The sequence below is a fragment of the Ferdinandcohnia salidurans genome, assembly GCF_042680725.1.
Taxonomy (GTDB): Bacteria; Bacillota; Bacilli; order Bacillales; family Bacillaceae_L; genus Ferdinandcohnia; species Ferdinandcohnia salidurans.
In genome coordinates this window covers 14265-37276 of the sequence record NZ_JBHUEK010000015.1, presented here as the reverse complement: position 1 = coordinate 37276, position 23012 = coordinate 14265, and the positions used below count along the sequence as shown (strand labels likewise).

At 38.4% G+C, this 23012-nt stretch carries 24 protein-coding genes; 10 read left to right on the top strand and 14 right to left on the bottom strand.

Translation table 11 applies throughout. The features are described 5' to 3' along the window. Window positions 1–217: 217 nt before the first annotated feature. Genes ACFSFW_RS10190 through ACFSFW_RS10180 form a run of 3 tightly spaced genes read right to left on the bottom strand, consistent with a single transcriptional unit; the run spans window position 218 to window position 1900 of the window. Entirely contained in the window at window positions 218–1057 is an 840-nt protein-coding gene (locus ACFSFW_RS10190; RefSeq protein WP_388037707.1) for a YihY/virulence factor BrkB family protein, read from the bottom strand. Window positions 1058–1061: 4 nt separating this feature from the next. Then, the gene (locus ACFSFW_RS10185) at window positions 1062–1415 is read right to left on the bottom strand and encodes a YtxH domain-containing protein (protein WP_388037704.1); all 354 of its coding nucleotides are present in this window, start codon (window positions 1413–1415) and stop codon (window positions 1062–1064) included. 5 nt (window positions 1416–1420) lie between these two features. Further along, entirely contained in the window at window positions 1421–1900 is a 480-nt protein-coding gene (locus ACFSFW_RS10180) for a low molecular weight protein-tyrosine-phosphatase (RefSeq protein ID WP_388037702.1), read from the bottom strand. A gap of 106 nt (window positions 1901–2006) precedes the next feature. Here ACFSFW_RS10180 and ACFSFW_RS10175 point away from each other — a divergent pair, with 106 nt between their 5' ends. Both ACFSFW_RS10175 and ACFSFW_RS10170 read left to right on the top strand, forming a co-directional pair. Continuing rightward, window positions 2007–2234, top strand: coding sequence for a DUF1128 domain-containing protein (locus ACFSFW_RS10175; RefSeq protein ID WP_099361144.1), 228 nt, complete (start codon window positions 2007–2009; stop codon window positions 2232–2234). A 289-nt stretch (window positions 2235–2523) separates the two neighbouring features. Next, window positions 2524–2664: a hypothetical protein gene (locus ACFSFW_RS10170; RefSeq protein WP_180271128.1), complete on the top strand. Its 141-nt coding sequence runs from the start codon at window positions 2524–2526 to the stop codon at window positions 2662–2664. Between the two features lie 42 nt (window positions 2665–2706). Here ACFSFW_RS10170 and treC read toward each other — a convergent pair whose 3' ends face one another. The 3 genes from treC to ACFSFW_RS10155 form a co-directional block, all read right to left on the bottom strand. Then, entirely contained in the window at window positions 2707–4392 is a 1686-nt protein-coding gene (treC, locus tag ACFSFW_RS10165; RefSeq protein ID WP_388037699.1) for an alpha,alpha-phosphotrehalase, read from the bottom strand. 333 nt (window positions 4393–4725) lie between these two features. Further along, window positions 4726–5100, bottom strand: coding sequence for a DUF488 domain-containing protein (locus tag ACFSFW_RS10160; RefSeq protein ID WP_309100379.1), 375 nt, complete (start codon window positions 5098–5100; stop codon window positions 4726–4728). Window positions 5101–5154: 54 nt separating this feature from the next. Next, complete coding sequence (locus tag ACFSFW_RS10155) at window positions 5155–5526, bottom strand: DnaJ family domain-containing protein (RefSeq protein ID WP_388037697.1); 372 nt, start codon at window positions 5524–5526, stop codon at window positions 5155–5157. A 269-nt stretch (window positions 5527–5795) separates the two neighbouring features. Between ACFSFW_RS10155 and mreBH the strand changes: the two genes are divergently transcribed. Beyond that, complete coding sequence (gene mreBH / locus ACFSFW_RS10150) at window positions 5796–6803, top strand: rod-share determining protein MreBH (RefSeq protein ID WP_388037695.1); 1008 nt, start codon at window positions 5796–5798, stop codon at window positions 6801–6803. Window positions 6804–6925: 122 nt separating this feature from the next. On the opposite strand, the gene ACFSFW_RS10145 is transcribed toward mreBH, so the two are convergent. Beyond that, window positions 6926–7654, bottom strand: coding sequence for a TerC family protein (locus tag ACFSFW_RS10145; RefSeq protein ID WP_388037692.1), 729 nt, complete (start codon window positions 7652–7654; stop codon window positions 6926–6928). Window positions 7655–7901: 247 nt separating this feature from the next. On the opposite strand from ACFSFW_RS10145, the gene ACFSFW_RS10140 reads away from it, so the two are divergent. After that, window positions 7902–8318 (top strand): SRPBCC family protein, encoded by a 417-nt coding sequence (locus ACFSFW_RS10140; RefSeq protein ID WP_388037690.1) that lies wholly within the window; start codon window positions 7902–7904, stop codon window positions 8316–8318. Beyond that, window positions 8318–8689, top strand: a complete 372-nt coding sequence (locus ACFSFW_RS10135) for an ArsR/SmtB family transcription factor (RefSeq protein ID WP_388037687.1) — start codon at window positions 8318–8320, stop codon at window positions 8687–8689. The genes ACFSFW_RS10140 and ACFSFW_RS10135 overlap by 1 nt, the downstream gene beginning before the upstream one ends. A gap of 221 nt (window positions 8690–8910) precedes the next feature. Here ACFSFW_RS10135 and ACFSFW_RS10130 read toward each other — a convergent pair whose 3' ends face one another. The 4 genes from ACFSFW_RS10130 to ACFSFW_RS10115 all read right to left on the bottom strand — a co-directional run bounded on the left by ACFSFW_RS10130 (window position 8911) and on the right by ACFSFW_RS10115 (window position 13318). After that, complete coding sequence (locus ACFSFW_RS10130) at window positions 8911–10014, bottom strand: ATP-binding protein (RefSeq protein ID WP_388037788.1); 1104 nt, start codon at window positions 10012–10014, stop codon at window positions 8911–8913. Between the two features lie 225 nt (window positions 10015–10239). Continuing rightward, window positions 10240–10917: a Na-translocating system protein MpsC family protein gene (locus ACFSFW_RS10125; RefSeq protein ID WP_388037684.1), complete on the bottom strand. Its 678-nt coding sequence runs from the start codon at window positions 10915–10917 to the stop codon at window positions 10240–10242. A 140-nt stretch (window positions 10918–11057) separates the two neighbouring features. Next, window positions 11058–11747, bottom strand: coding sequence for a Na-translocating system protein MpsC family protein (locus ACFSFW_RS10120; protein ID WP_388037681.1), 690 nt, complete (start codon window positions 11745–11747; stop codon window positions 11058–11060). 242 nt (window positions 11748–11989) lie between these two features. Next, window positions 11990–13318 (bottom strand): polysaccharide biosynthesis protein, encoded by a 1329-nt coding sequence (locus ACFSFW_RS10115; RefSeq protein WP_388037679.1) that lies wholly within the window; start codon window positions 13316–13318, stop codon window positions 11990–11992. Window positions 13319–13592: 274 nt separating this feature from the next. Here ACFSFW_RS10115 and ACFSFW_RS10110 point away from each other — a divergent pair, with 274 nt between their 5' ends. The 4 genes from ACFSFW_RS10110 to ACFSFW_RS10095 all read left to right on the top strand — a co-directional run bounded on the left by ACFSFW_RS10110 (window position 13593) and on the right by ACFSFW_RS10095 (window position 16935). Then, window positions 13593–15149: an ABC-F family ATP-binding cassette domain-containing protein gene (locus ACFSFW_RS10110; protein ID WP_388037676.1), complete on the top strand. Its 1557-nt coding sequence runs from the start codon at window positions 13593–13595 to the stop codon at window positions 15147–15149. 214 nt (window positions 15150–15363) lie between these two features. Next, complete coding sequence (locus ACFSFW_RS10105) at window positions 15364–15819, top strand: MarR family winged helix-turn-helix transcriptional regulator (RefSeq protein WP_304215170.1); 456 nt, start codon at window positions 15364–15366, stop codon at window positions 15817–15819. Window positions 15820–15874: 55 nt separating this feature from the next. Then, complete coding sequence (locus ACFSFW_RS10100) at window positions 15875–16741, top strand: permease (RefSeq protein ID WP_388037672.1); 867 nt, start codon at window positions 15875–15877, stop codon at window positions 16739–16741. 56 nt (window positions 16742–16797) lie between these two features. After that, window positions 16798–16935 (top strand): hypothetical protein, encoded by a 138-nt coding sequence (locus tag ACFSFW_RS10095; protein ID WP_388037669.1) that lies wholly within the window; start codon window positions 16798–16800, stop codon window positions 16933–16935. Window positions 16936–17268: 333 nt separating this feature from the next. Here the strand turns inward: ACFSFW_RS10095 and helD are convergent, their stop codons facing one another. Further along, entirely contained in the window at window positions 17269–19554 is a 2286-nt protein-coding gene (gene helD / locus ACFSFW_RS10090; protein WP_388037666.1) for an RNA polymerase recycling motor HelD, read from the bottom strand. Between the two features lie 340 nt (window positions 19555–19894). Here helD and ACFSFW_RS10085 point away from each other — a divergent pair, with 340 nt between their 5' ends. Next, window positions 19895–20122, top strand: a complete 228-nt coding sequence (locus ACFSFW_RS10085) for a hypothetical protein (protein WP_388037664.1) — start codon at window positions 19895–19897, stop codon at window positions 20120–20122. A 60-nt stretch (window positions 20123–20182) separates the two neighbouring features. Here the strand turns inward: ACFSFW_RS10085 and ACFSFW_RS10080 are convergent, their stop codons facing one another. Together ACFSFW_RS10080 and ACFSFW_RS10075 are read right to left on the bottom strand one after the other, a co-directional pair. Further along, window positions 20183–21625, bottom strand: a complete 1443-nt coding sequence (locus tag ACFSFW_RS10080; protein ID WP_388037662.1) for a M20 family metallopeptidase — start codon at window positions 21623–21625, stop codon at window positions 20183–20185. A 7-nt stretch (window positions 21626–21632) separates the two neighbouring features. Then, window positions 21633–22946, bottom strand: coding sequence for an amidohydrolase (locus tag ACFSFW_RS10075; protein ID WP_388037659.1), 1314 nt, complete (start codon window positions 22944–22946; stop codon window positions 21633–21635). Between the last annotated feature and the right edge of the window lie 66 nt (window positions 22947–23012).

Here is a 23012-nt window from a genome sequence, read left to right as displayed (position 1 = left end):
CATGTATCGGGGACCAATAGAACCGTCCCTATGGTTCCTAGTGATAGCCGTTGCTGCCATTTGCAGAACTGCTAGTTTTTTGTTTTGGGCTATTTTTCTTTCCCTTTTGTTTTGTTCCACCGTCTTTTTTAGACATAATAAAGGCCTCCTTGTACTGTACTTACACCTCTATTATCTCTCGCTACCTCACTTTCCATGAAGGTAACTTACGGTAAAATTATCGGCCATCCCTAATCCGATGGCAGTTTAAAATGGCGTTGATTTCTCCCCCGATGATGATGATCATCGCTGATAAATAGAACCAAATCATCAGTACTATGATGGCACCTAGGCTGCCATATGTCGTAGAATAATGGCCAAAGCTATTCACGTAATAGGAAAACGCGAGGGAAACGAACATCCATCCGAAAGTCGCGAAAAAGGATCCCGAAATGATTTCTTTAAATTTTAACGGACGGTTAGGCGCCACCCAGTACAAAAACGTAAATACAATAAACAGGATAGCCGCACTCACAATCCAACGAATTCCATTCCACACATCCAAAAATTCATCAGATAAGCCAAAAGACGAAAACATAAAAATCCCAATTTGTTTTCCGAAGACTGGTAATAATAAAGCGACAATAATGACAAAAATCATCCCGAATGTGAGCAGTATTGAAATCCCACGCGTAATAAAGAAATTCCGGGTTTCTTTTACATCATAGGCTTTATTGAACGACCTAACGACCGCGTTGATTCCATTGGATGATGACCACAATGTACCTATGATACCTATTGATAACAGCCCGCCTTTATTTGAACTGACTATAAAATTCAAGTTTTCTTCAATCAAATCAACAGTACCTTCAGGTGCATACTGTCCCACAAATGCCAAAACATCTATTTGGGATATTGGCAAGTATCCTATGAGTGTCACAAGAAAGATTAAAAACGGGAATAATGAAAGCAAGAAAAAGTAGGCTAATTCTGCAGACATACTCCCTACTTCATCTTCCTTATATCGCAAAATTAATTCCTTAATAAACCGCAAATCTAAGGTTCGAACTTCGGTCATCTCTTCACCTCTCTATATTATCGTCCCTCATACCTTCCGTTTTATTAGCAATTGCATCCTTTGTTTCTTTGACAGCTTCGACAATTTCTGGTGTGGTTTCAACGATTTCATTCACCTTTGAGGTTACGATACGAACATCCTCTGCGACCTGTTCAACAGTTGTACGAACAGTATTGAACTGGTCCTTGACAAGCTCTGTATAACGTTGTGGATTTTTCATCACTTCCACTGCCTTTTTGCTCACTCTTTTACTAGTATGTAAAAATTGCTCTCTTGTTTCCTTATCGAGTAAAGAAATTGCTGCACCAATGGCAGCGCCTATGACCATGCCTTCGACCATTTTATTACGTTTCGCCATTCGTATTACTCCTTTCCAACTAGGTTTTCCTTTTTGATGACGTCTAATAGACGTTTGCAACCGTTGGTCACCAGTTCGTACACCTCATCAAAATTTCCAGTGTAGTACGGGTCAGGTACATCTGTAATCTTGCTTTCATCAACAAAATCAAGCAGCCGTTGAATTCGACCTGTTTTTTCTCCAGTTATCATTTTTTGAAGGTTTCCTAAGTTGTCTGAGTCCATTGCAATAATATAATCAAATTGACCGAGATCTGCAGGTATCACTTGACGTGCCTTAATCCCTTCAAATGAGATATTATATTTTGTTAAAATGGTTTGCGTGCCTTTATGTGGGGGATGTCCGATATGCCAGTCTCCCGTTCCTGCTGAGTCAACTTGAATTCGATCCGCAAGCCCTTCCTTTTGTACTAAATCACGAAAAATGGCCTCCGCCATCGGTGATCTACAGATATTGCCTAAGCATACGAATAATACCTTTATCATTTTTGTCCATTCTCCTTCATGTCATATTTTTCCGTACCTCGCCATATTAAATAATAGCAGAAACGTGATACAATAAGAATACACTGAAAATTGAAAGGATGAAAACATGGATCTCTCACAAAAGTCAGTCGAAAACGTAGAGTTTATGATAGAAAAAATTAAGGAAAAACTTAAAGTGCTAAACATCGGTGCCATTAAGCCTTCCCATTTTGACGAAGAAATGTACGAAGAATTAAAGGATATTTACGACCTTACCATGAAAAAGAACTCATTTAGCCCGAACGAAATGCAAGCACTTGTCGAAGAACTCGGGAGCTTACGCAAAAATAAATAATACATAGTACCAACCTTACTGAAACTCGCCTCTGGCGGGTTTTTTTATTTTGGCATTTTACAAAATCTGGGTAACCGTAGGGACGGTTCTAGTGGTTCCTTATGATTATGGAACCTGGGGACCAGGAGAACCGTCCCCCTGGTTCCTGGCGGTTTTTTTATTGTGGCACTGCACAAAATCAGAATATTGAGTCAATAACTATTCACCCTTGCATATATCTATAGAAAGGGCATTGTAACTTTGGGACAATGAACCTGTCCCTGTGTCCCATCTAAAGGGGGGATTACATTTGCTAGGACTTTGGCTAACGCTTATTGGCATGTCTGTGTTGTATTTTATCTCCGCTGGATTCTGGTTTTACTTTGTCGCCACTTCGATGGATATCGATGATTCAAAAAAAATTGACCCACTACCTGATGAAAAAGAATAATAGGTATGAAAATGAGCCACACCCTTAGGTATGGCTCATTGTTTATTTTTTCAAATGGTAGACAACAGATTCGTATGGACGTAATTTGATTCCTTTTGAAAGGTCAAGTTGCGAATTCTCATAGTTGGAAATGAGTAAGTCACTGGTATACTCACTTACATTTAATCCTGCAGGAATCTCAAACGTTGTTTCTCTTCCATAGAAATTGTTTACGACTAGAAGCTTCTCATTCTCACCATTACGTACATACGCAAAGATTTCAGGATGGTCCTCATGAAATAATTCATAATCTCCATACGTAATAATGTCGAAATCCTTACGGAGCCTAATCAATTTTTGGTAATGATAGAAGACTGAGTTTTTATCCTCTAACGCTTCTTGCGCATTAATTGTTTTATAATTTGAAGCAACATTAATCCATGGAGTTCCACTTGTGAAACCAGCATGTTCACTTGCATCCCACTGCACAGGTGTCCGAGAGTTATCACGTGATTTGTGTTTTAAAATCTCGATAATTTCGTCTTTGCTCATTCCTTGTTCTTTTTTAATATTGTAGATATTGATGGACTCAACATCACGATACTCAGAGATATCATTGAACTTCGGATTGGTCATTCCAAACTCTTCACCTTGATAAATATAAGGCGTACCTTGCATCATATGAATCGTTGTCGCAAGCATTTTCGCTGATTCCGTTAAATATTCACCATCATTCCCATATCTTGAAACAATCCGCGGTTGGTCATGGTTGCACCAGAACAGTGCATTCCAGCCACCACCCTTATGCATTTCAACCTGCCAAGTTGAGAGGATTTTTTTCAACGCTTGGAAATCAAAATCGGCAACCGTCCACTTATCACCGTTCGGATAATCCACCTTTAAATGATGAAAATTAAAAGTCATACTAAGTTCTTCACGTTCAGGGTTTGAATATTTAATACAATCTTCAATTGTCGTAGAGGACATTTCCCCAACCGTCATACTATCGTATTTCGAAAAAACATTCTGATTCATTTCGTGCATGAACTCATGGACGCGTGGCCCATCTGTATAAAACTTCCGGCCGTCACCTGGAGGGACAGAACCGTCATCATCCGGGAAGCTTTGGTCTTTTGAGATGAGATTGATCACATCAAGACGGAAACCATCTACCCCTTTTTCAAACCAAAAAGTCATCATGTCATAGACTTTTTTACGAACCTCTTCATTTTCCCAATTAAGATCCGCTTGGGTTACGTCAAAAAGATGAAGGTAGTACTGACCTGTTGTTTCATCATACTCCCAAGCATTACCGCCGAATTTAGATTCCCAGTTAGTTGGCTCGTGACCGTCTTTAGGGTCTTTCCAAATATAGAAATCTCGATACGGGTTGTCCTTAGACTGTCGGGATTGCTTGAACCATTCGTTTTCAGTCGAGGTATGGTTCACAACGATGTCCATGATGATCTTGATGCCGCGTGAATGAGCTTCCTCTAGCAAGCGATCAAAATCCTCCATCGTGCCATATTCTTCTTGAATCGCAAAATAATCGCTAATATCGTACCCGTTATCCCGCTGTGGAGATTTGTAAATCGGCGTTAGCCAAACGACATCCACTCCAAGGGTTTTCAGGTAATCGAGCTTCTCGATGATCCCTTGAAGATCACCGACACCATTTCCAGTTGTATCATTAAAACTCTTCGGATAAATTTGATAAACGACTGACTTCTTCCACCAAGGCTGTTTCAATTGCTACACCACCATATATGTAATTCATGTTTGTAGTATTTCATAAAGGAAACAAACTTATTTGTAGTTGTAGTTTAACTTGTATATACAAGTTAGTCAAATAATTGCTACCATTGATTTGGTGGGCAAAAGCATCATGATGTGGTGGAGTCAATGACTGTGAAAATACTGGTGTTAATTCAAAAATAGTGTCACTATCGGTGAAATACTGTCACTGTTCCGAAATTACTGTCACTATCTCGAAAATACTGTCACTAAGCAAAATTACTGCCGCTATTTCGATAATACTGCCACTAACTCAAAATTACTGCCGCTATTTCGAAAATACTGCCACTAACCATTTTGATGCTCGTCCATTACACGCGCTAGTACTTCTTTCAGCACGACGGCCTGGTTATGTACTTCATCCTTTGCACCAAACAGAAGAGTAACTTTTTCTTCCTTCGCCATCTCTAGCAACTGATTCAACGCCACTTTTTTCTCCTCAGTCTCTTGCAGCTCTTTTATGTAATGTTCCTTAAATTCTTCAAATCTTTCAGGCTTGTGGTTGAATTCTTTGCGTAGCTCAGTACTTGGGGCGATTTCTTTCATCCACTTGTCAAGTTGAGCCTTGTCCTTTGATATTCCTCGTGGCCAAATTCCATCCACTAGTATTCTTTTTCCATCTTCCGTACTAGAAGGCTCATAAATACGTTTTAATACAATCATTTTTGACTTCCTTCCTAAAAAAAGGGCAAAACGAAATGTTTTACCCCCTTTTCACTATTTGAATTTATTATGCAATTTCATTTGATAGTCTTTAAATACGGCTGAATGTGAAGTCTTTCTATTTTTTAGAATTTGGTTTAAACGAAATTGTTTTTCGTTTAGTTTTTTCTGGTAGATTTGCCGCTGTACTTCATCCTCACAGTTATCAATGAGATTTTCAATCGTAAGCAGTTCTTTTTTAATTTCTGTTTCTTCATTGATGAACCCTGAATTTTTCATGACGCGATAAGCCATTCGAAGGTCCTCTGGAATCGCAGAATCGTCATCAAGCTTAAGAGGTTTTCCAAATCCAGGTAAGTTATCAAATTCCCCTTCTTTATAGGCCTTACGAATTTTATCCTCTGATACAATACGTGAAAAATCCATATTAACGCCTCCTTCTTGGAGTGTTTCTTCTACTACTACTTTACGTGTTTTTTGAACATTTTGCCATTCTCCTCATATATTTCTCCTATATTTCAATTTTTACAATATGACAACAACCCCCAAAAATCGACATTTTTTCGTGAACTCTATAGAGTAAGTGGGTTGAAATGACTACTTTTATAAATAAATGAGGACTAAAATTGTTTCGCAAAACCATTTTTAGTCTATTAGAAATAGAACCCCAAACTTTATAAAGGATGGAGATAACAATGTTTTCAAACGTGGAAATTGGAATTGATTTAGGAACTGCAAATATTCTTGTATATACAAAAAATAAAGGTATCATCATTAATGAGCCATCCGTAGTGGCGGTTGACACTGAAAGTAACAGAGTCATTGCTGTTGGGGCAGAAGCGAAAAGAATGATTGGTAAGACGCCTGAAAAAATCGTAGCGATTCGCCCTTTACGTCAAGGTGTCATTGCTGACTTCAATATGACTGCAGATATGCTTCGTCATATTATGAAAAAAGTGAGTCAAAAAATTGGTTACTCAATTCGCAAACCAAATGTGGTCGTTTGTACACCTTCTGGGTCTACATCCGTTGAACGTCGCGCCATACAAGATGCGGTTAGACTATGTGGAGCCAAGCAGGTTTATTTAATTGAAGAACCAGTTGCGGCAGCCGTTGGCTCTGATTTACCGGTTGATGAGCCGGTTGCGAACGTAATCGTTGATATCGGTGGAGGCAATACCGAGGTTGCGATTATTTCCTTTGGTGGTGTTGTCACGTGTAACTCAGTTCGAATCGGCGGAGACCAGTTTGATGAAGATATTATTCAATACGTACGAAAAAGATACAATGTTCTTATCGGGGAACATACTGCTGAACAAGTTAAATTTGAAATCGGCTATGCACTTGTTGAACATGAAGTAAAAACAATGGATATTCGCGGACGTGACCTTGTCACTGGTCTACCGAAAACCATTTCATTGCGTTCAACCGAAATTCAAGAAACGCTAAAAGAATCCTTACTTCATATTTTAGAAGCAATCCGCGCAACCCTAGAGGATTGCCCACCAGAATTAAGTGGTGATATTGTCGATCGTGGAGTTATTTTAACAGGAGGCGGAGCGTTATTAAATGGCATGCAAGATTGGCTCAGCCAAGAAATTGTCGTCCCGGTACACCTTGCTCCAAATCCACTCGAATCAGTTGCAATCGGAACAGGACGTTCCTTAAGCATCATCACAAAACTTCATAAAATCGCAAAATAACGGAACCAGGGGGACGGTTCTCCTGGTTCCATATTCATAGGAACCACTAGAACCGTCCCTATGGTTACCTAAATTAGAAAAGGCCGAATCCTATACGATTCGGCCTTTTCTATTTCTTTTTATTATGCTGTTTTAGAAGTAGTTTTTTGAAATTCTTTTTTGGCAGCATTTTTTTTATTTTTCATGTATCCAAGTCCTAATATAAGAACTGTTAATACTGCTGCGATTAGGTATGAAACTGGACCATGTTCGATGTGAAGGAAATTAGTAAATCCCTTGTCCTTCATTACCATTTCCCCCGCTGTCCATGCAAGAATACCGGCACCGACGTATGAAATCCAAGCATATTTGTCCATTGCTTTTACGATGAACTTAGAACCGAAGATCATAATTGGAATACTTATGAAAACACCTAGTGCAATCATACCAATATGACCGTCAGCAGCACCTGCAACCGCAACTACATTATCAAGACTCATGACAGCATCTGCCATGATAATTGTACCAATAGCTGACATTATGCCAGATGTAGACTTCACATGTGCTTCTCCTTCTTCTTCGACTAATACCTTGTAGGCGATGAAAAGGAGTAAGACTCCGCCAATCACATTCACATAAGGAATTTTCAGCAAGTAAACAATGATGGCTGCAAATATAATACGTAAAATAACCGCTCCTGCTGTTCCCCAAAAGATGGCTTTGTTTTGTTGATCTTTTGGAAGATTTCTAGTAGCCATCGCAATTACAACAGCATTGTCTCCAGATAAAATAATATCAATAGCGATGATTTTTAATAGAGCAATTGTCGCTCCAGAAGAGATAGCTAGTCCAAGAATCGTTAGCATATCCATAGGGTAATTCCCCCTCAATTAATATGGTAAAATAGCATAATTTAAATTACATATTCTAGCATACTCCTATTTTTTGTCACATTCAATATATTGGGTATGAAATCTTACATGCAAAACCACCAGAATTATCCACATCATTGATGTTCATACTACATATGAAATTCTATTGACATAACACCATTTGGTTTCATATAATCAAAATACAGAACCAAATGGTTTTATTTACAATCGAAAAGGAGATTTTATTATGGCAAAAACACCTGATATAAAACAAACTGTTTTAATTGAAGCACCTATTGAAAGGGTATGGGACCTTGTATCGAACGGGGAAGGAATCGGAACTTGGTTCATGCCAAATGATTTAGTAGCAGAGGAAGGCCATGAATTTCATATCCAATCTCCATTTGGTCCCTCTCCATGTAAAGTTTTAAAAGTAGAGGCGCCACATCTTCTTACTTTTTCCTGGGACACGGATGGCTGGGTTGTGGAGTTTCTTTTAAAAGATATCGATGGAAAAACAGAGTTCACCCTTATACATGGAGGTTGGAAAGATTCTGAAGAAATCATTGGTAAAGCAAATCGCAAAGCTTCAGAGGTCCGCGAAACAATGAATGGCGGTTGGGCAGGTATCGTACAAAAACTGCGTCAGGTGGCGACTAATTAGTGGCAGAGTCGGCCGGAAGATATGATGTATTTCAAGCGATTGCTGATCCAACACGTAGAGAGGTGCTCCGTTTACTTTCAAATAAGGAACTCCCTATTTCAGAAATTACTAGTCACTTTTCGATGAGTCGGACAGCCGTGGCAAAGCATCTTCACATTCTTGCTGAGGCCAATTTAGTGAGCGGCAAAAAAGTTGGTAGAGAAAAACGGTATCGCCTTCAGCCTGAATCGTTATCCGAGCTGCACGATTGGCTTTCCTACTTCGATCAATTCTGGAATAATAAGCTATCGGTGTTAAAGTATATCGCGGAGAACAGTCTAGATGGTGGTAGTGGATTAAAAGTTGTGAAGCCATCTGATTCGGAAGACTAAGTTCATGATGTGTCTTGTGTTAAGGTCTTCATCGGGTGATGAAGACCTTAACTTTTATAAAGAGCAAACTTAACAAGCTTATCGTTGGGATGAAGGACTTTACGCGCGAGCTACAGCGGTGAGCGGGACTTCATCAACCCCATGAAGGACTTTGCGCCTAGCCTCAGCGATTGTTCGAGCTTTCATCCCCCCCTTCCAACAAACCCCATGCAAAAAGGTCTTCATCCCAGATGAAGACCTTCAGCTATTAGCGGTAATGAAATTTCGATGGTGGTGCCTTTGTTTTCTTCGCTATCGATTGTGAGTTGGCCGCCGTGTTCTTGGATAATCGTTTGGCAGATCATTAAGCCCAGGCCGGTGCCTGTTTCTTTCGTTGTAAAAAACGCCTTGCCGATTTTCTCGAGCTTGTCCTTTGGGATTCCACATCCGTCGTCAGCAAAGCGAAGAATCGCATCGTTCCCTTTTGGATATAACGTAATATCGATGATTCCTCCATCATCGATGGCCTCGATACTATTTTTCATAATATTAATGAAGACTTGCTTCAGTTTATTTTCCTCACAATTGATGAACACATTTTTTATTTCATCATCATAGGCTGTTTTGATTCGGATATTGTGTAGAATTGCCTGTGTATCTAATAGAAACACCACTTCATTCAAGATCGTTGTGATCCTTTGTTTCTTAAGCTCCAGTTTTTTCGGCTTTGCGAGTAAAAGCATTTCATCAACAATGGTGTTAATCCGGTCTATTTCGGATACCATGATTTCGGAGTAACCGTTAATCATTTTTGTCGCTTTTTCATCTTGCAAAAGTTGAGCAAACCCCTTTAAGCTTGTAAGCGGATTTCGAATCTCGTGGGCAATCCCCGCTGCCATTTCACCAATCATCGAAAGTTTATCGGTTTGTTGAATAAGCTCTTGGCTCTTTTTTACTTCCGTAATGTCCCGGACGACAATATATTGACAACTATCCCCTTGGTAGGTAATTGGCATTACTTTTAACTCAACAAAGATCTCGCCTAATACCGGATGGTCAATCATCCCTTCGGTTATTTTTTTAAACTTATGGCCTCTTTCTATTTTTCTTGTTGTCTTTTTGGAGTCGTATTGAACAAAATCGGTCAATGAATGGCCAATGACCGATTTATCATCCGAAACCCCGATCAGAAATCTCCCCGTGTCGTTTATATAGAAAATTTTCTCTTGGCGCATCAGGATAATCGCATGTGGAGCATTTTCGACCAAAAAGCGGTACTCCCGGTTTTTTCGTGATTCATAAATAGAAAATAATGATGCTATTAATACGATTAGTAACAGATACATCTCTATTCGATTCATGGGCCCTACATAAAAGATTTGGCCCAAAATTAAAATCAAACTACACAGAAATATCGAAAAATTTAATGCCTTCCATCTTCTCTTTCCCATTTCTCCCCAACCTTTTCTCTATTTTTTCTAAAAAAAAGAAAAAAGACCTAACCTCATAATAGAAGTTAGGCCATGACGAAGGCTTGTCCAAATAAGACATCCTCGCATTTACCATATTTATTATAAAATAAAACAAATTAAGCTGTTATCATTTTTAAAGTTCCAGTCAACAAAGATATCGGTAACCGCTCGCTGAAATACTTGATCAAACTTTCCATAGCGGTGCAGATATTTTTTTTCAAGATCGTCCTTTGCAATATGGAGCTCTCTTTTAAAGCCTTCCTCGATTAACGCCTTTTCAATAGGAACCAATATTCCTTCACGCTTCACGATAAAAACTTTCGGGGAAATTTGGAAACTAGATGTTTCCTCAGGTGTCTTTTCGACGAGTTCGCTGATCCTTGCAACTTCATATTCAAGAAGTGGAAAATTAATTTCCTCACTCTTTTTCATTGGCATTAACGTATTTTCCAATTCTGCAATAATGACGCCTGTGTTATTCGGAAAGTTCCAATCATGAAAAAATGTCTTTACTTCCGTTTCAAGGGTTACCTGAAATACACCTTTTAATTCTGCTACTATACTTTTGATTACAACATCTCTTGCATGGTCCACTTGAATACGCTGATTCTCCTGTAAAAGAACCTCTTCCATTGGAGAGATAAAGCCACGAATTTGCAGAACTAAGAAGTGGTCGGCAGTAACCGCAAAACAGGACTCAGGTCCCCGTCCAAATTTATTTCGGAGAAGTTTGCTTGTGTAACTACTTATGTATTTTAATCTTTCCTGTAAATCCATGTGACTCCCACCTTTAGGGAATTCACTACAATAACCAATGACTTTATATTCATTAGCCTATATTATTGTAGCATCGTTTCCCTCTCTTTTCCATACACACGTATAGTTTGCCTTTTTTGGTAGGAATTATTAGGAAATTATCACTTACAGTAAAAAACTTTATAGCTAACATCTTTGTCGTAATTCCAAATCATAAAGATATCATCTATTTCTTTGTTTGTAATTTTGTTGAATCTCTTTATATTTGCAATGTAATTATGTCGAACTCTATTTTCTCTTTCAGAGAGAATGTGCATCCCTTTTTCAAGTAACAACCTTTCGATAGGGAGTAAATAGCCTGCACATCTAATGATATAAACCGTTGAACCAATTTTCGTTAAATCAAGCTCTTTTGGCTGATATTGATAAAATTCGCTTTGTCTGCTAATCTCGTTTCGTAGTAACATAAATTCAAGCGAATTTTGGTTTGGTGTCCTCTCTTCCTGAACCACTTCCGCCAGAAGCACACCCGTGTTTTTTTGAAAGTTCCAGTCTTGATACAATTGGGTGATCCTTACACACAATAGCTCCTCTAACGTTTCCTGAATAGGGTCATAAAGATCTACCATTATACTTTTTCGGATTCTCTCGGCGGTTTCAATATCCTCTTTTTCAACGAGTTCATATTCAATTTTTGTCATAAACTTTTTAATGTGAACCACAATGTATTGTTCCGAAATCGACGTAAAGCAAGTTTCTGGACCTTTTCCAAATTTTGATTTTATTTGTTTGCTCACATAGCTGCTGATTTGTGTTAATTCTTCCTGTTTTGTAATGTAACTCCTTGACATGCGATCCATAATCCTCCTAAAACGCAATAAAAAATGGCCTAACTTCTACACAAAATAGAAGTTAGGCCATGGTTAGACTTATTCGTATTCTACCATTTACCAATCTTTTCGAAAAATGAATTTTAATATTTTAATATTTTTAAAAATACGTATTATTAGTTGCAAATATTGAGACTAATGACTGCTAGACATTAATCTTGCTCATTGTATCACGAAGTTACTATAAAGACAAACAAAATGACCTATGATGCCGTGTGTAGAAACTTGATTGAAAATATGGAGACACCAATTTTCCTACAGATTGTTACGTAATGCAGAAGTGCTAGTAAAACAGCGCCCATATTCATACCAATGATAATTCCCTCCATTTGCAAAGTTTGAAGGGATCCTAAGGCAAACATAATCCCAAATGATACGACAGTTGACCAAACATTATGGATGAATGCATCCTTTACCAACCCTAACCCGATTAAATAGGCTTGCATCGGGATTAAGAAGAAATGGAATAAGAAATATGGCCACAACATTTGCAAATACACAGTGGCTGAAGATGATTCAAAGAATATATGTGTAAGTGGTTCTGCGAAATAGTAAAAAATCACACAGGCTGGAACCCCGTATAGGAAGGTCATTCTCATTACCTGTTTGAGAAGGTTTTGCAGCATCGACATATCTCTCTTTGAGTAGGCTTCTGATACAGTTGGAATTAACACGATTAGCAATGAATGAGCGATAAAAGCTGGGAAAAAGCCTATTGTTAATGCGACTCCAGTCATCAAACCAAAATGCTCCGTTGCGACTGCTGCAGGCATGCCTGCTTTTAGAAGTGCTGCTTTAATTAAAAATGGTTGAACCGCATGTGAGATTGCATGAAAAATTCGCATCCCAGTTGTCGGCAAGGAAACCGCTAGCAGGTTTTTGCGTACAGCTTTTCCACTTAATGATGATGTCGGACGATGGCCTAATCTGCGATAGTGAATGAGATATTCATATCCTAAATAACCAAATACGATTAAATCACTTGCAACAAGTGTACATAAGGCGATAAGGATTGAAGTATGAATCTCAAATTCAAGTAATTGATAAATAAACACTAATAAGATTAACTGGACTGCTTTACGTAGGAAGTTCGCAAATGCAATTCGCCCCATCGATTGTATTCCCATAAAATACCCCCTGGCAATTGATAGAAACGAGACGATGGGAATAAACAAGATGACCAGCCATCTAACAAATGGATGATAATCATCGAATACAGGGATAACCGGTAGAATCACAAATGCGAGCGAAATAATAATTGCTGTAAATACAGTTGTTAAAACGGTGGCATGCTTTAGCATACTCTTGTGATACCTGTCCTCTTTTTCGGCAATAAATTTGGAAATGGAAATAGGCAGCTCCAGACTTGCCAAAATGACAACTAAAAAGATAGAAGGCAAAATGGTCATATATAATCCCATTCCGTGCCCGCCGAGCTCTTTTGCCAGAACGAGATTGATTAAGAACTCCACACATTCACCAATAAATGCTGCGATAATCAGTAACAATGTTCCTTTAAAGAATGTATTCATCCTGTAGCCCCTTATTTATTTTTTTTCAGTACTAAATAGATATGAGACAAGTCCAAAAATTATTTAACGAAAAGAAAATTTTTACTGCACTTCTAATAAAGTACCCTTTCCAACCACTTAATTCCTCGTTTATAATTGTAATAATGTGTTTAGAAACCAGAAACCATAGGGACGGTTCTACTGGTCCCTATTGATTTTATTTTTTTTGAAAATAAGTAACCAGGAGAACCGTCCCCCTGGTCCCTACTAGAACTTATGAAAAAGGTGTAAATAGATGAGTATATTAACAGTTTCAAATGTGAGCCATGGTTTTGGTGATCGTGCAATCTTTAATGATGTTTCATTTCGTCTTTTAAAAGGTGAACACATCGGGTTGATTGGAGCAAATGGTGAAGGTAAATCAACATTTATGAATATCATCACTGGCAAGATTGAGCCTGATGCAGGGAAAATTGAATGGTCAAAAAATGTTCGCGTTGGATACCTTGACCAGCATACGGTGCTTGAAAAAGGAATGACCATCCGCGATGTATTAAATAATGCTTTCAAATATCTATTTGATATGGAAGCAGAAATGAATGAAATATATGGAAAAATGGGTGACGCAACTCCTGATGAACTTGAAAAAATGCTTGAGGACGTTGGAACCATCCAGGATACTCTTACAAACAATGACTTCTATATTATCGATGCGAAGGTAGACGAAATTGCCCGTGGACTGGGTTTAGAGGATATCGGTCTTGAGCGTGATGTTCAAGATTTAAGTGGTGGTCAGCGTACAAAGGTATTGCTTGCAAAGCTTTTACTTGAAAAACCAGACATTCTGTTACTCGATGAGCCTACCAACTATTTGGATGAGCAACACATTATCTGGCTTAGACGTTATCTTCAAGAATATGAAAATGCGTTTATCCTGATTTCGCATGATATTCCATTTTTAAATAGTGTAATCAACCTCATTTATCATATGGAAAATCAAGAACTTAATCGCTATGTTGGGGATTATGATAACTTCCAGAAAGTCTATGAAGTGAAAAAACAACAGCTTGAGTCAGCTTATAAAAAGCAGCAGCAAGAGATTTCTGAGCTTAAAGACTTTGTTGCTCGAAACAAGGCCCGTGTTTCCACACGAAATATGGCAATGTCTCGCCAAAAGAAGCTTGATAAAATGGAAGTCATTGAGCTTGCGAAGGAAAAGCCGAAGCCAGAATTCAATTTTAGAACAGGTAAAACGTCAAGTAAGCTAATTTTTGAAACGAAGGACCTTGTGATTGGGTATGATGATCCACTTTCAAAACCGCTTAATCTTCGCATGGAAAGAGGTCAAAAGATTGCGTTGGTTGGAGCGAATGGAATCGGAAAAACAACTCTATTACGAAGCATCCTCGGTATGAACAAGCCGCTATCTGGATCAGTTGAGCTAGGTGAGAACCAAGAAATCGGCTATTTCGAACAAGAAATTAAAGAAGCTAACTATAATACTTGTATTGAAGAAATTTGGAGTGAATTCCCTTCCTTCAACCAGTATGAAGTTCGTGCAGCACTTGCAAAATGTGGCTTGACGACAAAGCATATCGAGAGCAAAGTTGAAGTATTAAGTGGTGGGGAAAAAGCAAAAGTCCGTCTCTGTAAATTAATTAATAGAGATACAAACATCCTTCTACTTGACGAGCCGACAAACCATTTAGATGTTGACGCAAAAGATGAACTAAAGCGTGCCCTTAAAGAATATAAAGGAAGCATGCTCCTCATTTGCCACGAACCTGAATTTTATCACGACGTTGTGACAGACGTATGGAATGTTGAATCTTGGACAACAAAAGTATTTTAATTTAAAAAACGCAAAGCACCATATCAGGTGTTTTGCGTTTTTTCATATGAACCATAGGGACGGTTCTATTGGTCCTCAATGGATACTATTATTAAATACGTCCACGGGAACCAGGGGAACCGTCCCCCTGGTTCTCAAAATAGTTGCAAAATGATAATAAAAATAGTTGCAAATCGCAAATATTTATTGTATAAATAAATCAGAGGTGAAAATAATGGAAAATAATAACTTGAGAAGCTTATTTCAAATGGTTGTAAGACGATTTGGTTTCCTAAATGAACAGTGCTGTGAAAACTGCTGTGGAGAAGAAATTAGCCTTTTACAAAGTCATATTTTATACGAAATAAAAAGACAGAATGATCCTTCCATGCAAGAAGTTGCTGGAGCTTTAGGTATTGATATAACAACTTTTAGCCGACAAATAAAAACACTAGTAGACAGAGAAATCGTTAAGAAAACGCCTCATCCAAATGATAACAGAGTCAACATTCTTTCCCTTACAGAAAAAGGTGAAACAATGGAGATTAATATCGATCAAGAAATGAATCATTATCTAAGTCAAATCCTATCTCACCTAAGCGAATATGAACGAGAGTCAGTGATAAGATCTGTAAAATTATTAAATGATGCAATGAAGAAATCAGAAAGCTATTGTTGTCCTCCTAAATAGGAGGATACTATTTGAAACAATACTTGCATTTTGCAAATATAAAGGAGTGAATACAATGTGGAAAGACGTATTTTTTGACTTTTTATCAATTGCTCTTGAATTAACCGTGCTATTTTTTCTCATCTCTTTAGTCATAAGCATGCTTCAAGGATTAATTCCATACGAGAAACTTGAGAAGTATTTAGTTCATTCTAATAAAGTGGTCGGAGCAACTGTCGCTATCTTATTAGCATTCATAACACCATTTTGTTCCTGTTCGACCATCCCTATTGTGGTTGGAATGCTTCAGAAAAAGATGAGATTCGGTTTTGTAATGGTGTTCCTATTCGCATCGCCTGTTCTTGATCCAACAATACTTACTTTAATGGGTGCACTCTTAGGTTGGAAAGTCGCTGTCTTATATACAGTTCTTACGACTGTTTTTTCGATTATTATCGGATTTACGCTTGAAGCACTTGGATTCGAAAGTGCTGTTAAAAAAGTTATCGTCAAAGGCTTAAACGAAGGAGTCACAAAATTCAATATGAAAAAGGCTTGGGCAGTGACGTTATCCCTTATGAAAACTGTCTACCCCTATCTCATTGTTGGCGCTTTAATCGGCTCTATCATTCACGGTGCAGTTCCAACTGGTTTTATAACTACGTATTTTGGTGGAAATGAATGGTGGTTAATACCTGTGGCAGCGATTATTGGGATTCCCCTCTATATAAGGCTATCCACCATGATTCCAATCGCTCAAATTATGGTTGCAAAAGGAATGGCTCTAGGTCCTGTGATGGCAATTATGATCAGTTCAACAGGTGCCAGTTTACCAGAAGTTGCTTTATTAAATTCCATTTTTCATAAACGATTAGTTGTTGCCTTTTTACTCTCTGTTTTTACAATGTCTACTTTGTCTGGTACTTTGTTCTACTTTATTTAAGGTATTAATCTTATAAAAGATTGATATAAATATTAATCCATTAGGAGGAGATTATTATGTTTAAAGGTTTTATGAACAAATTTAGAAGTTTTTCCAAAGAAGACTGCTGCTCCATTACGATCGAAGAAGTTAAGGATGAAAAAATGCAAGATGTAGCCGAATGCTGTGATAATCAGCAATCTTGTTGTAGCTAATGTAATGCCCCTCTTCTAATGAAGGGGGGCATTGGCTTGGAGCCTAGTTGCCAAGGCTCCTTTTTATCTTCTATTTGATATAATTCCTCATCCACTTTATTCAGCAAAAAATTCGTAAGATCCGTTCCGAAAAAGTGAAGACGGTGCAATGGACGGGTCATGGATACGTAGAGAAGCTTGATGTCTATTTCATTATTATCGGATACTTCCTCGTTCGAATAGACCAGCACCGCGTCAAATTCAATGAACCATAGGGACGGTTCTATTGGTCCTCAATGGACACTATTATTAAATTACATCCACGGGAACCAGGGGAACCGTCCCCCTGGTTCTTTATTCTATTTGATATAATTCCTCATCCACTTTATCCAGCAAAAAATTGGTAAGGTCGGATCCGAAAAAGTGAAGCCGGTGCAATGGACGGGTCATGGATACGTAAAGAAGCTTGATGTCTATTTCATTATTATTGAATACTTCCTCGTTCGAATAGACCAGCACCGCGTCAAATTCCAAGCCTTTTGACAGATTCGAGCTGACAATGACGACCTCTTGCTTATTAATTTCCTCATTTTCTTTTAAAAGCTGCACAGGAAGATCACTATATTTTTTGAAGGCTTTCGCTAGTTTTTGGCACTCTTTATTGGTCTTGCTGATAATCGCGACTGTTTTCATATTTTCATTATAAAGAGTGTTAATTACCTCAGTTATGGCGAGAACGGTTTCTTTCTCAGACCCACTAATTTGATGAAAAACAGGCTTTTCACCGTGGCGGACAACTGGCTCAACCATTGGTAGATTTAGGTGCAGGAGCTCAAGTAATTGGTTTGCTGCATTCATAATCTCAATGGTGGTCCGGTAGCTTTTTTGTAGGGTCTTATAGGTTGCCCTTGGAAAGATGTTATCCCTAACTGTTGCCCAATTGTTAATGCCTCGGTAAGAGTGAATTCCTTGGGCTAGATCCCCTACAATTGTAAACATGTCAGTTTCAAGTGCTGTTTTTAAGGCAGCTAGCTGAAAATAGCTATAATCCTGCGCCTCATCAATGACAACATTACGGGCCTTCAGCTCCTTTTTCACCCCATAAAGCTTTGCCTTCAAATATAAAAGTCCAGCTAAATCCTCAAGCTCATATGATTTCTTTAGTTGTTTTTGATAGTCCATAAAGAATTGTATTTGCTCATCGGTCAGAATCCCTGACGCGTAGCTAGGAAATAATTCAGTCACAAACCTTTGAAAATAGTAGAATACATCGTGATGTGGAAGCTTTTTAATATAGGTATTAACTGCCGTGCGGGATTGCTTTGTGATTTCTTCAATAAGCTCCGCCTTTTTATCCAGCGCTTTTGTCACATAACGACGGCGCTTTTCCGGGTCGATTTGCGTTTTGAATAATACGTTATCCAGCTTATCATCATAAAACTTTGTCACTTTATGAAGCATTTTTTTCTTTTCCAACCGGACTGTGTTTTGAAGCACCTTTTTTACTTTTTCAATCCTCTTATAATATGGAAGATAGCGATATTCATAGGTCATTAAATGATGAATATCTCTCGCCTTGTATAGACGAAACTTTGAGACAAAGAAATCCTCTTTTGGCAGTAAGGAACTTAATATATCCTCCACATAATGCTCCAGCATATCTCGGTACTCAAGGGAACCTTTAAATGCTGAGATCCATTTAATCATTCCGGGATTGTTATATTCATCATGGATGAATCCGAGTAGCTTCTCATCTGCTTTTGTGAGCTTAATCGGTTTTCCAAGGCATTTTTTCACAAAATCAACAAACGTCGTCTGCTGGATGTGATCAACACCTAATTCTGGAAGAACCTCAGAAATATAATCGATAAAAAGGCGGTTCGGTGCCAGAATCATCAGCTGGTCAGGAGAAAAATACTCTGCATAGGTGTAAATAAAATAAGAGATGCGGTGTAGGGCAATGGTTGTTTTCCCACTTCCTGCGGCTCCTTGAACAATGATTGGTTTGTTCAAATCCGCACGAATGATACTGTTTTGCTCCTCCTGAATAGTTGAGACAATATCAGTTAAGCGGTTACTTGCACTTTCGGACAAAGACTTTTGCAGAAGCTCATCGGTAGTTGTTAAATCAACATCTCGAATTTCCGCAAGTTCCCCATCCTCAATGATAAACTGGCGCTTTAAAGCCAAGTACCCTTTAAACTCCTCTCCCTCTGCCTCATATGAGACATCCCCGAGGCGGCCGTCATAATAGAGGTTAGCAACAGGTGAACGCCAATCCACAATAATGGGCTGCTGGGTTTCCTTATCAAAGAGAGAGACCTTCCCGAAGTAGAGAATCTCCTCTTTCCCCGTTTCTTCCCGATTAAAATTAATTCTCGCGAAGTAAGGCTTGTTGCGGTTTCTCTTCAGATTTCGCACCTCTTCATGCGTTCTTCTTAGTAAGGTTGAATTCGTTAGCATATTAAGATAGCTCAAACTACTATCTTTGAAATCAACACCATCTAAAGCTCCCTTTAAATTTTCACGAAAATTCTCCTCGGTTGACTCTGATGCCTGAATGACAATATCCATGTACTTTTTCGTAAAATCCAACCGTTCTGTTTCCTCATCGAAGTCTTGATGTTTCTCCTCCATCATCAAACCACCTCCAATTATCAAGAAGAAAAAACCATGAATTAGCTGATAATCCATGGTTAGTAAGCTCAAAGAACAAAGTTTTCCGATACAATATGTAAAAGACGTATTTTTGATTATAGTATACACCCTTAACGAAGGCAACCTATATTTTCCTTTTATGGAATATTCATTACTAACTTTGCTTGCAACATCTTAACTGAAAAAAATGTTCGCTAAATAATTTTTAGCGCTTTCATCTTACGTATTATTACAGAGTAGTGTATAATTTTAAGTAAGTTCACAAATTATCCACAATTACTGAAAAATAAAAATAGATTTTAGCATACATAAGGGGGAGCTAATGATGATTCGGACAGGGATTGCCGCTTTTTTAAGTTTCTTTTTATTACTATTTGAAGGCTTTATTGTGATTAAATTAAAAGGGTATACTGGTATTTACTTTGGAGATTTACATCTACTCGTTAGCGTGCTGGCAATGAATTTCTTCTTTGCATTTACTATACTAACTCATATTAAAATGTGGCATCAAAACAAAGACATTAAGGAATCTGAAGCCGAAGTAAAATAAGTGATCAAAAACAGTGTAGGCGCATGAATGAATCATGCGCCTACTTTTGTGTCTATCTTATTATGCTAATGGTGATGGCTCTACCCCTTTTGGAATAGGGCATTCATATGGATTTCCATCTAATTTTTCTTCTAATTCACATTTTGCATCTTCAATTACCTCAGGACGAAGGAATAAATCTAACGCTGTATTAGCTAACACCTTACCTGCTTGAAGCATTCCTTTATGAGCAATTGATGTTCTGCCTTGGGAAACTAACTGCCATGAATGGAGTGGTGTTCCCAATACAAAGCATTCGCCAAAGAATTGTGCTGTTGGTACAATCCAACTTACATCCCCAACATCTGATGAACCAAACAAGATACCATTCGATTCTTCATATGGGACAACAAGGTCGTTGAATGTTTTTGTTGCGAAGTCTCTTGTAATTAAATTGGCCTTTGATCCCGCCACTTTTTTCATTTCATTAAGGGCATTGCTAACATCATCATCTGAAATTTGCTTTCTAATTTCTTCCGCATAACTCATTTCTTCTTCATTATATTCCGCAAGGCCTACATTCTCTAAATGATTATGTAACACTTGGCCTAGAGCATTATTTGGAATATAGTTTGAACACGCTTTATCGAAAGTGACCTCGACTTTTGTTTCCGTCATCAGAGCTGCACCTTTAGCAATATTCACAACACGTTCATATATACTTCTTACATCCTTCATATGAGGTGCTCGAATTAAATAGAGAACTTGTGCTTCACTTTGGACTACATTCGGAGAAAATCCTCCTGTATTCGTAATGGAATAATGGACCCGTGCTTCTGGTATAATGTGTTCACGTAAATAATTGACACCTACATTCATTAGTTCAACCGCATCTAATGCGCTTCTACCTAGATGTGGGGAGTTTGCAGCATGAGCAGCTACTCCTTTGAATGTAAAATAAACTTGATAGTTCGCTAGAGTTGACAGCGTAAATATTCCGCTTGTTGAATGGGGGTGCCATGTGAGGGCACAATCAATATCATCGAACGCACCTTCTCTTGCCATGAATGTTTTTCCTGAACCACCTTCTTCACCAGGGCATCCATAATATTTAATGGTACCAGATACATTGTTTTCCTCCATATATTGCTTAACGGCAATAACCGCTGCTAATGGAGCAGTTCCTAGCAAATTATGTCCACAACCATGTCCATTCCCTTTTTCTTCGAGAGGTTCATATGTGGTTGACCCTGCTTTTTGACTCATTCCAGAAAGGGCATCAAATTCACCTAAAATCCCAATAACAGGCTTTCCACTTCCAAAGGTACCAGTAAATGCAGTCTCGACTCCACCTACTCCACGTTCAACCTTAAAGCCTTCATTTTCAAGTGCCTGACATAAAACGTCCGCAGACTGATGCTCTTCAAATCTCGTTTCAGCCAAATCCCAAATTTGATCGCTAATTTTGATATATGTGTCTCTTTTTGCCTCTATATAGTCGTTTATTTGTTGAACAAAGTTCAATTTTCACTTACCCCCATTGTCGATTTTTAACTGATGTTAAGATGTGTAGAAATGATTCTACTCCAATTTTCATGACTGTTTCATCGATATCGAACTTTTCATTATGATGGCCAGCAGCTAAAGTAGTTCCTAGTATGCTATAGGTTGCAAGTCCCCCGTTTTCTTTCACTCTAGCCATCATGTAGGTTGCATCTTCTGAACCTGCAGCAAAAGAAGACGATTTTACGATTGAATGTACGCCTGTCACATTCCCGATGCTGTCATGCATAAATTCGATTAATTCTTCACTTGAATCACTAGTACGGGCTTCCCCAACGATGTCATATTCAACATCCACTCCATACATAGAAGCAGCGCCATTCAATACATTTTTTGCGCTTTCTAACATAAATTCATTTACTTCTGTATTGATCCCACGAGTTTCAACCTTTAAGTGAGCATGTTGAGGGATAATATTTCTACCACTTCCAGCTTGAAGTACCCCGACATTTACTCTCGATGCTCCACCACTATGACGAGGAATACTTTGTAAGCCAAGAACCGCAGAAGCAGCAGCAAGTAGAGCATTTTTTCCTTCTTCTGGTTTTGCCCCAGCATGTGCAGCTTTTCCAGAAAACTCAACATTTAATTTCGTCGTTGATAAAAATCCATTAGAACCACAAATAACCTCACCTAATGGAACTCCTGTACCAACATGAGCTGCAATAAATAGATCAACATCATCGACGACTCCTGCTTCTACCATGGATTTCGCACCACGTACACCTTCTTCAGCTGGTTGAAAAATGAGTTTAATTTTTCCAGTTAGTTCTTCTTTCATTCCTGTTAAAAGCTTGGCAAGTCCTAGACCAATTGAAGTATGCGCATCATGACCACAAGAATGCATCATCCCAGAATTAACAGACTGGAATGCTTGGCTAACAGGAAAATGATCTTCTGCATTCGATTCCTGAATATCTAGTGCGTCCATATCAAATCGTAGTCCTACAGTTGGTCCTGGTTTTCCTGTGTCTAATACACCCACTACTCCTGTATATCCACCTGATAAATATGGGAGCCACTCTTCTTTTGCTCCTTGCTCTAACGCTCTTTTTTCATGCATTTCAAGTACTGATTGCGGTGGTACACCCATTCGAGAGTTATGGTCGACTACTTCTTTCCCAACCTTAACCTCATAACCCCATTCTGATAGTTTTGAAGCAACAATCGAAGCAGTTCGAAATTCGACCCAGCCAGATTCAGCAAATTTATGAAAATCTCGTCTCCATTCAACCATTGTTGGATAAATCTCTTCTACCATTTGTGCATAGTTTCTTGACATCTTGGTCACCCCTTTTAGACGTTGAAATGTTTATAGGAGAAGGGCTTTAATCCCTCCTCCTAAAAC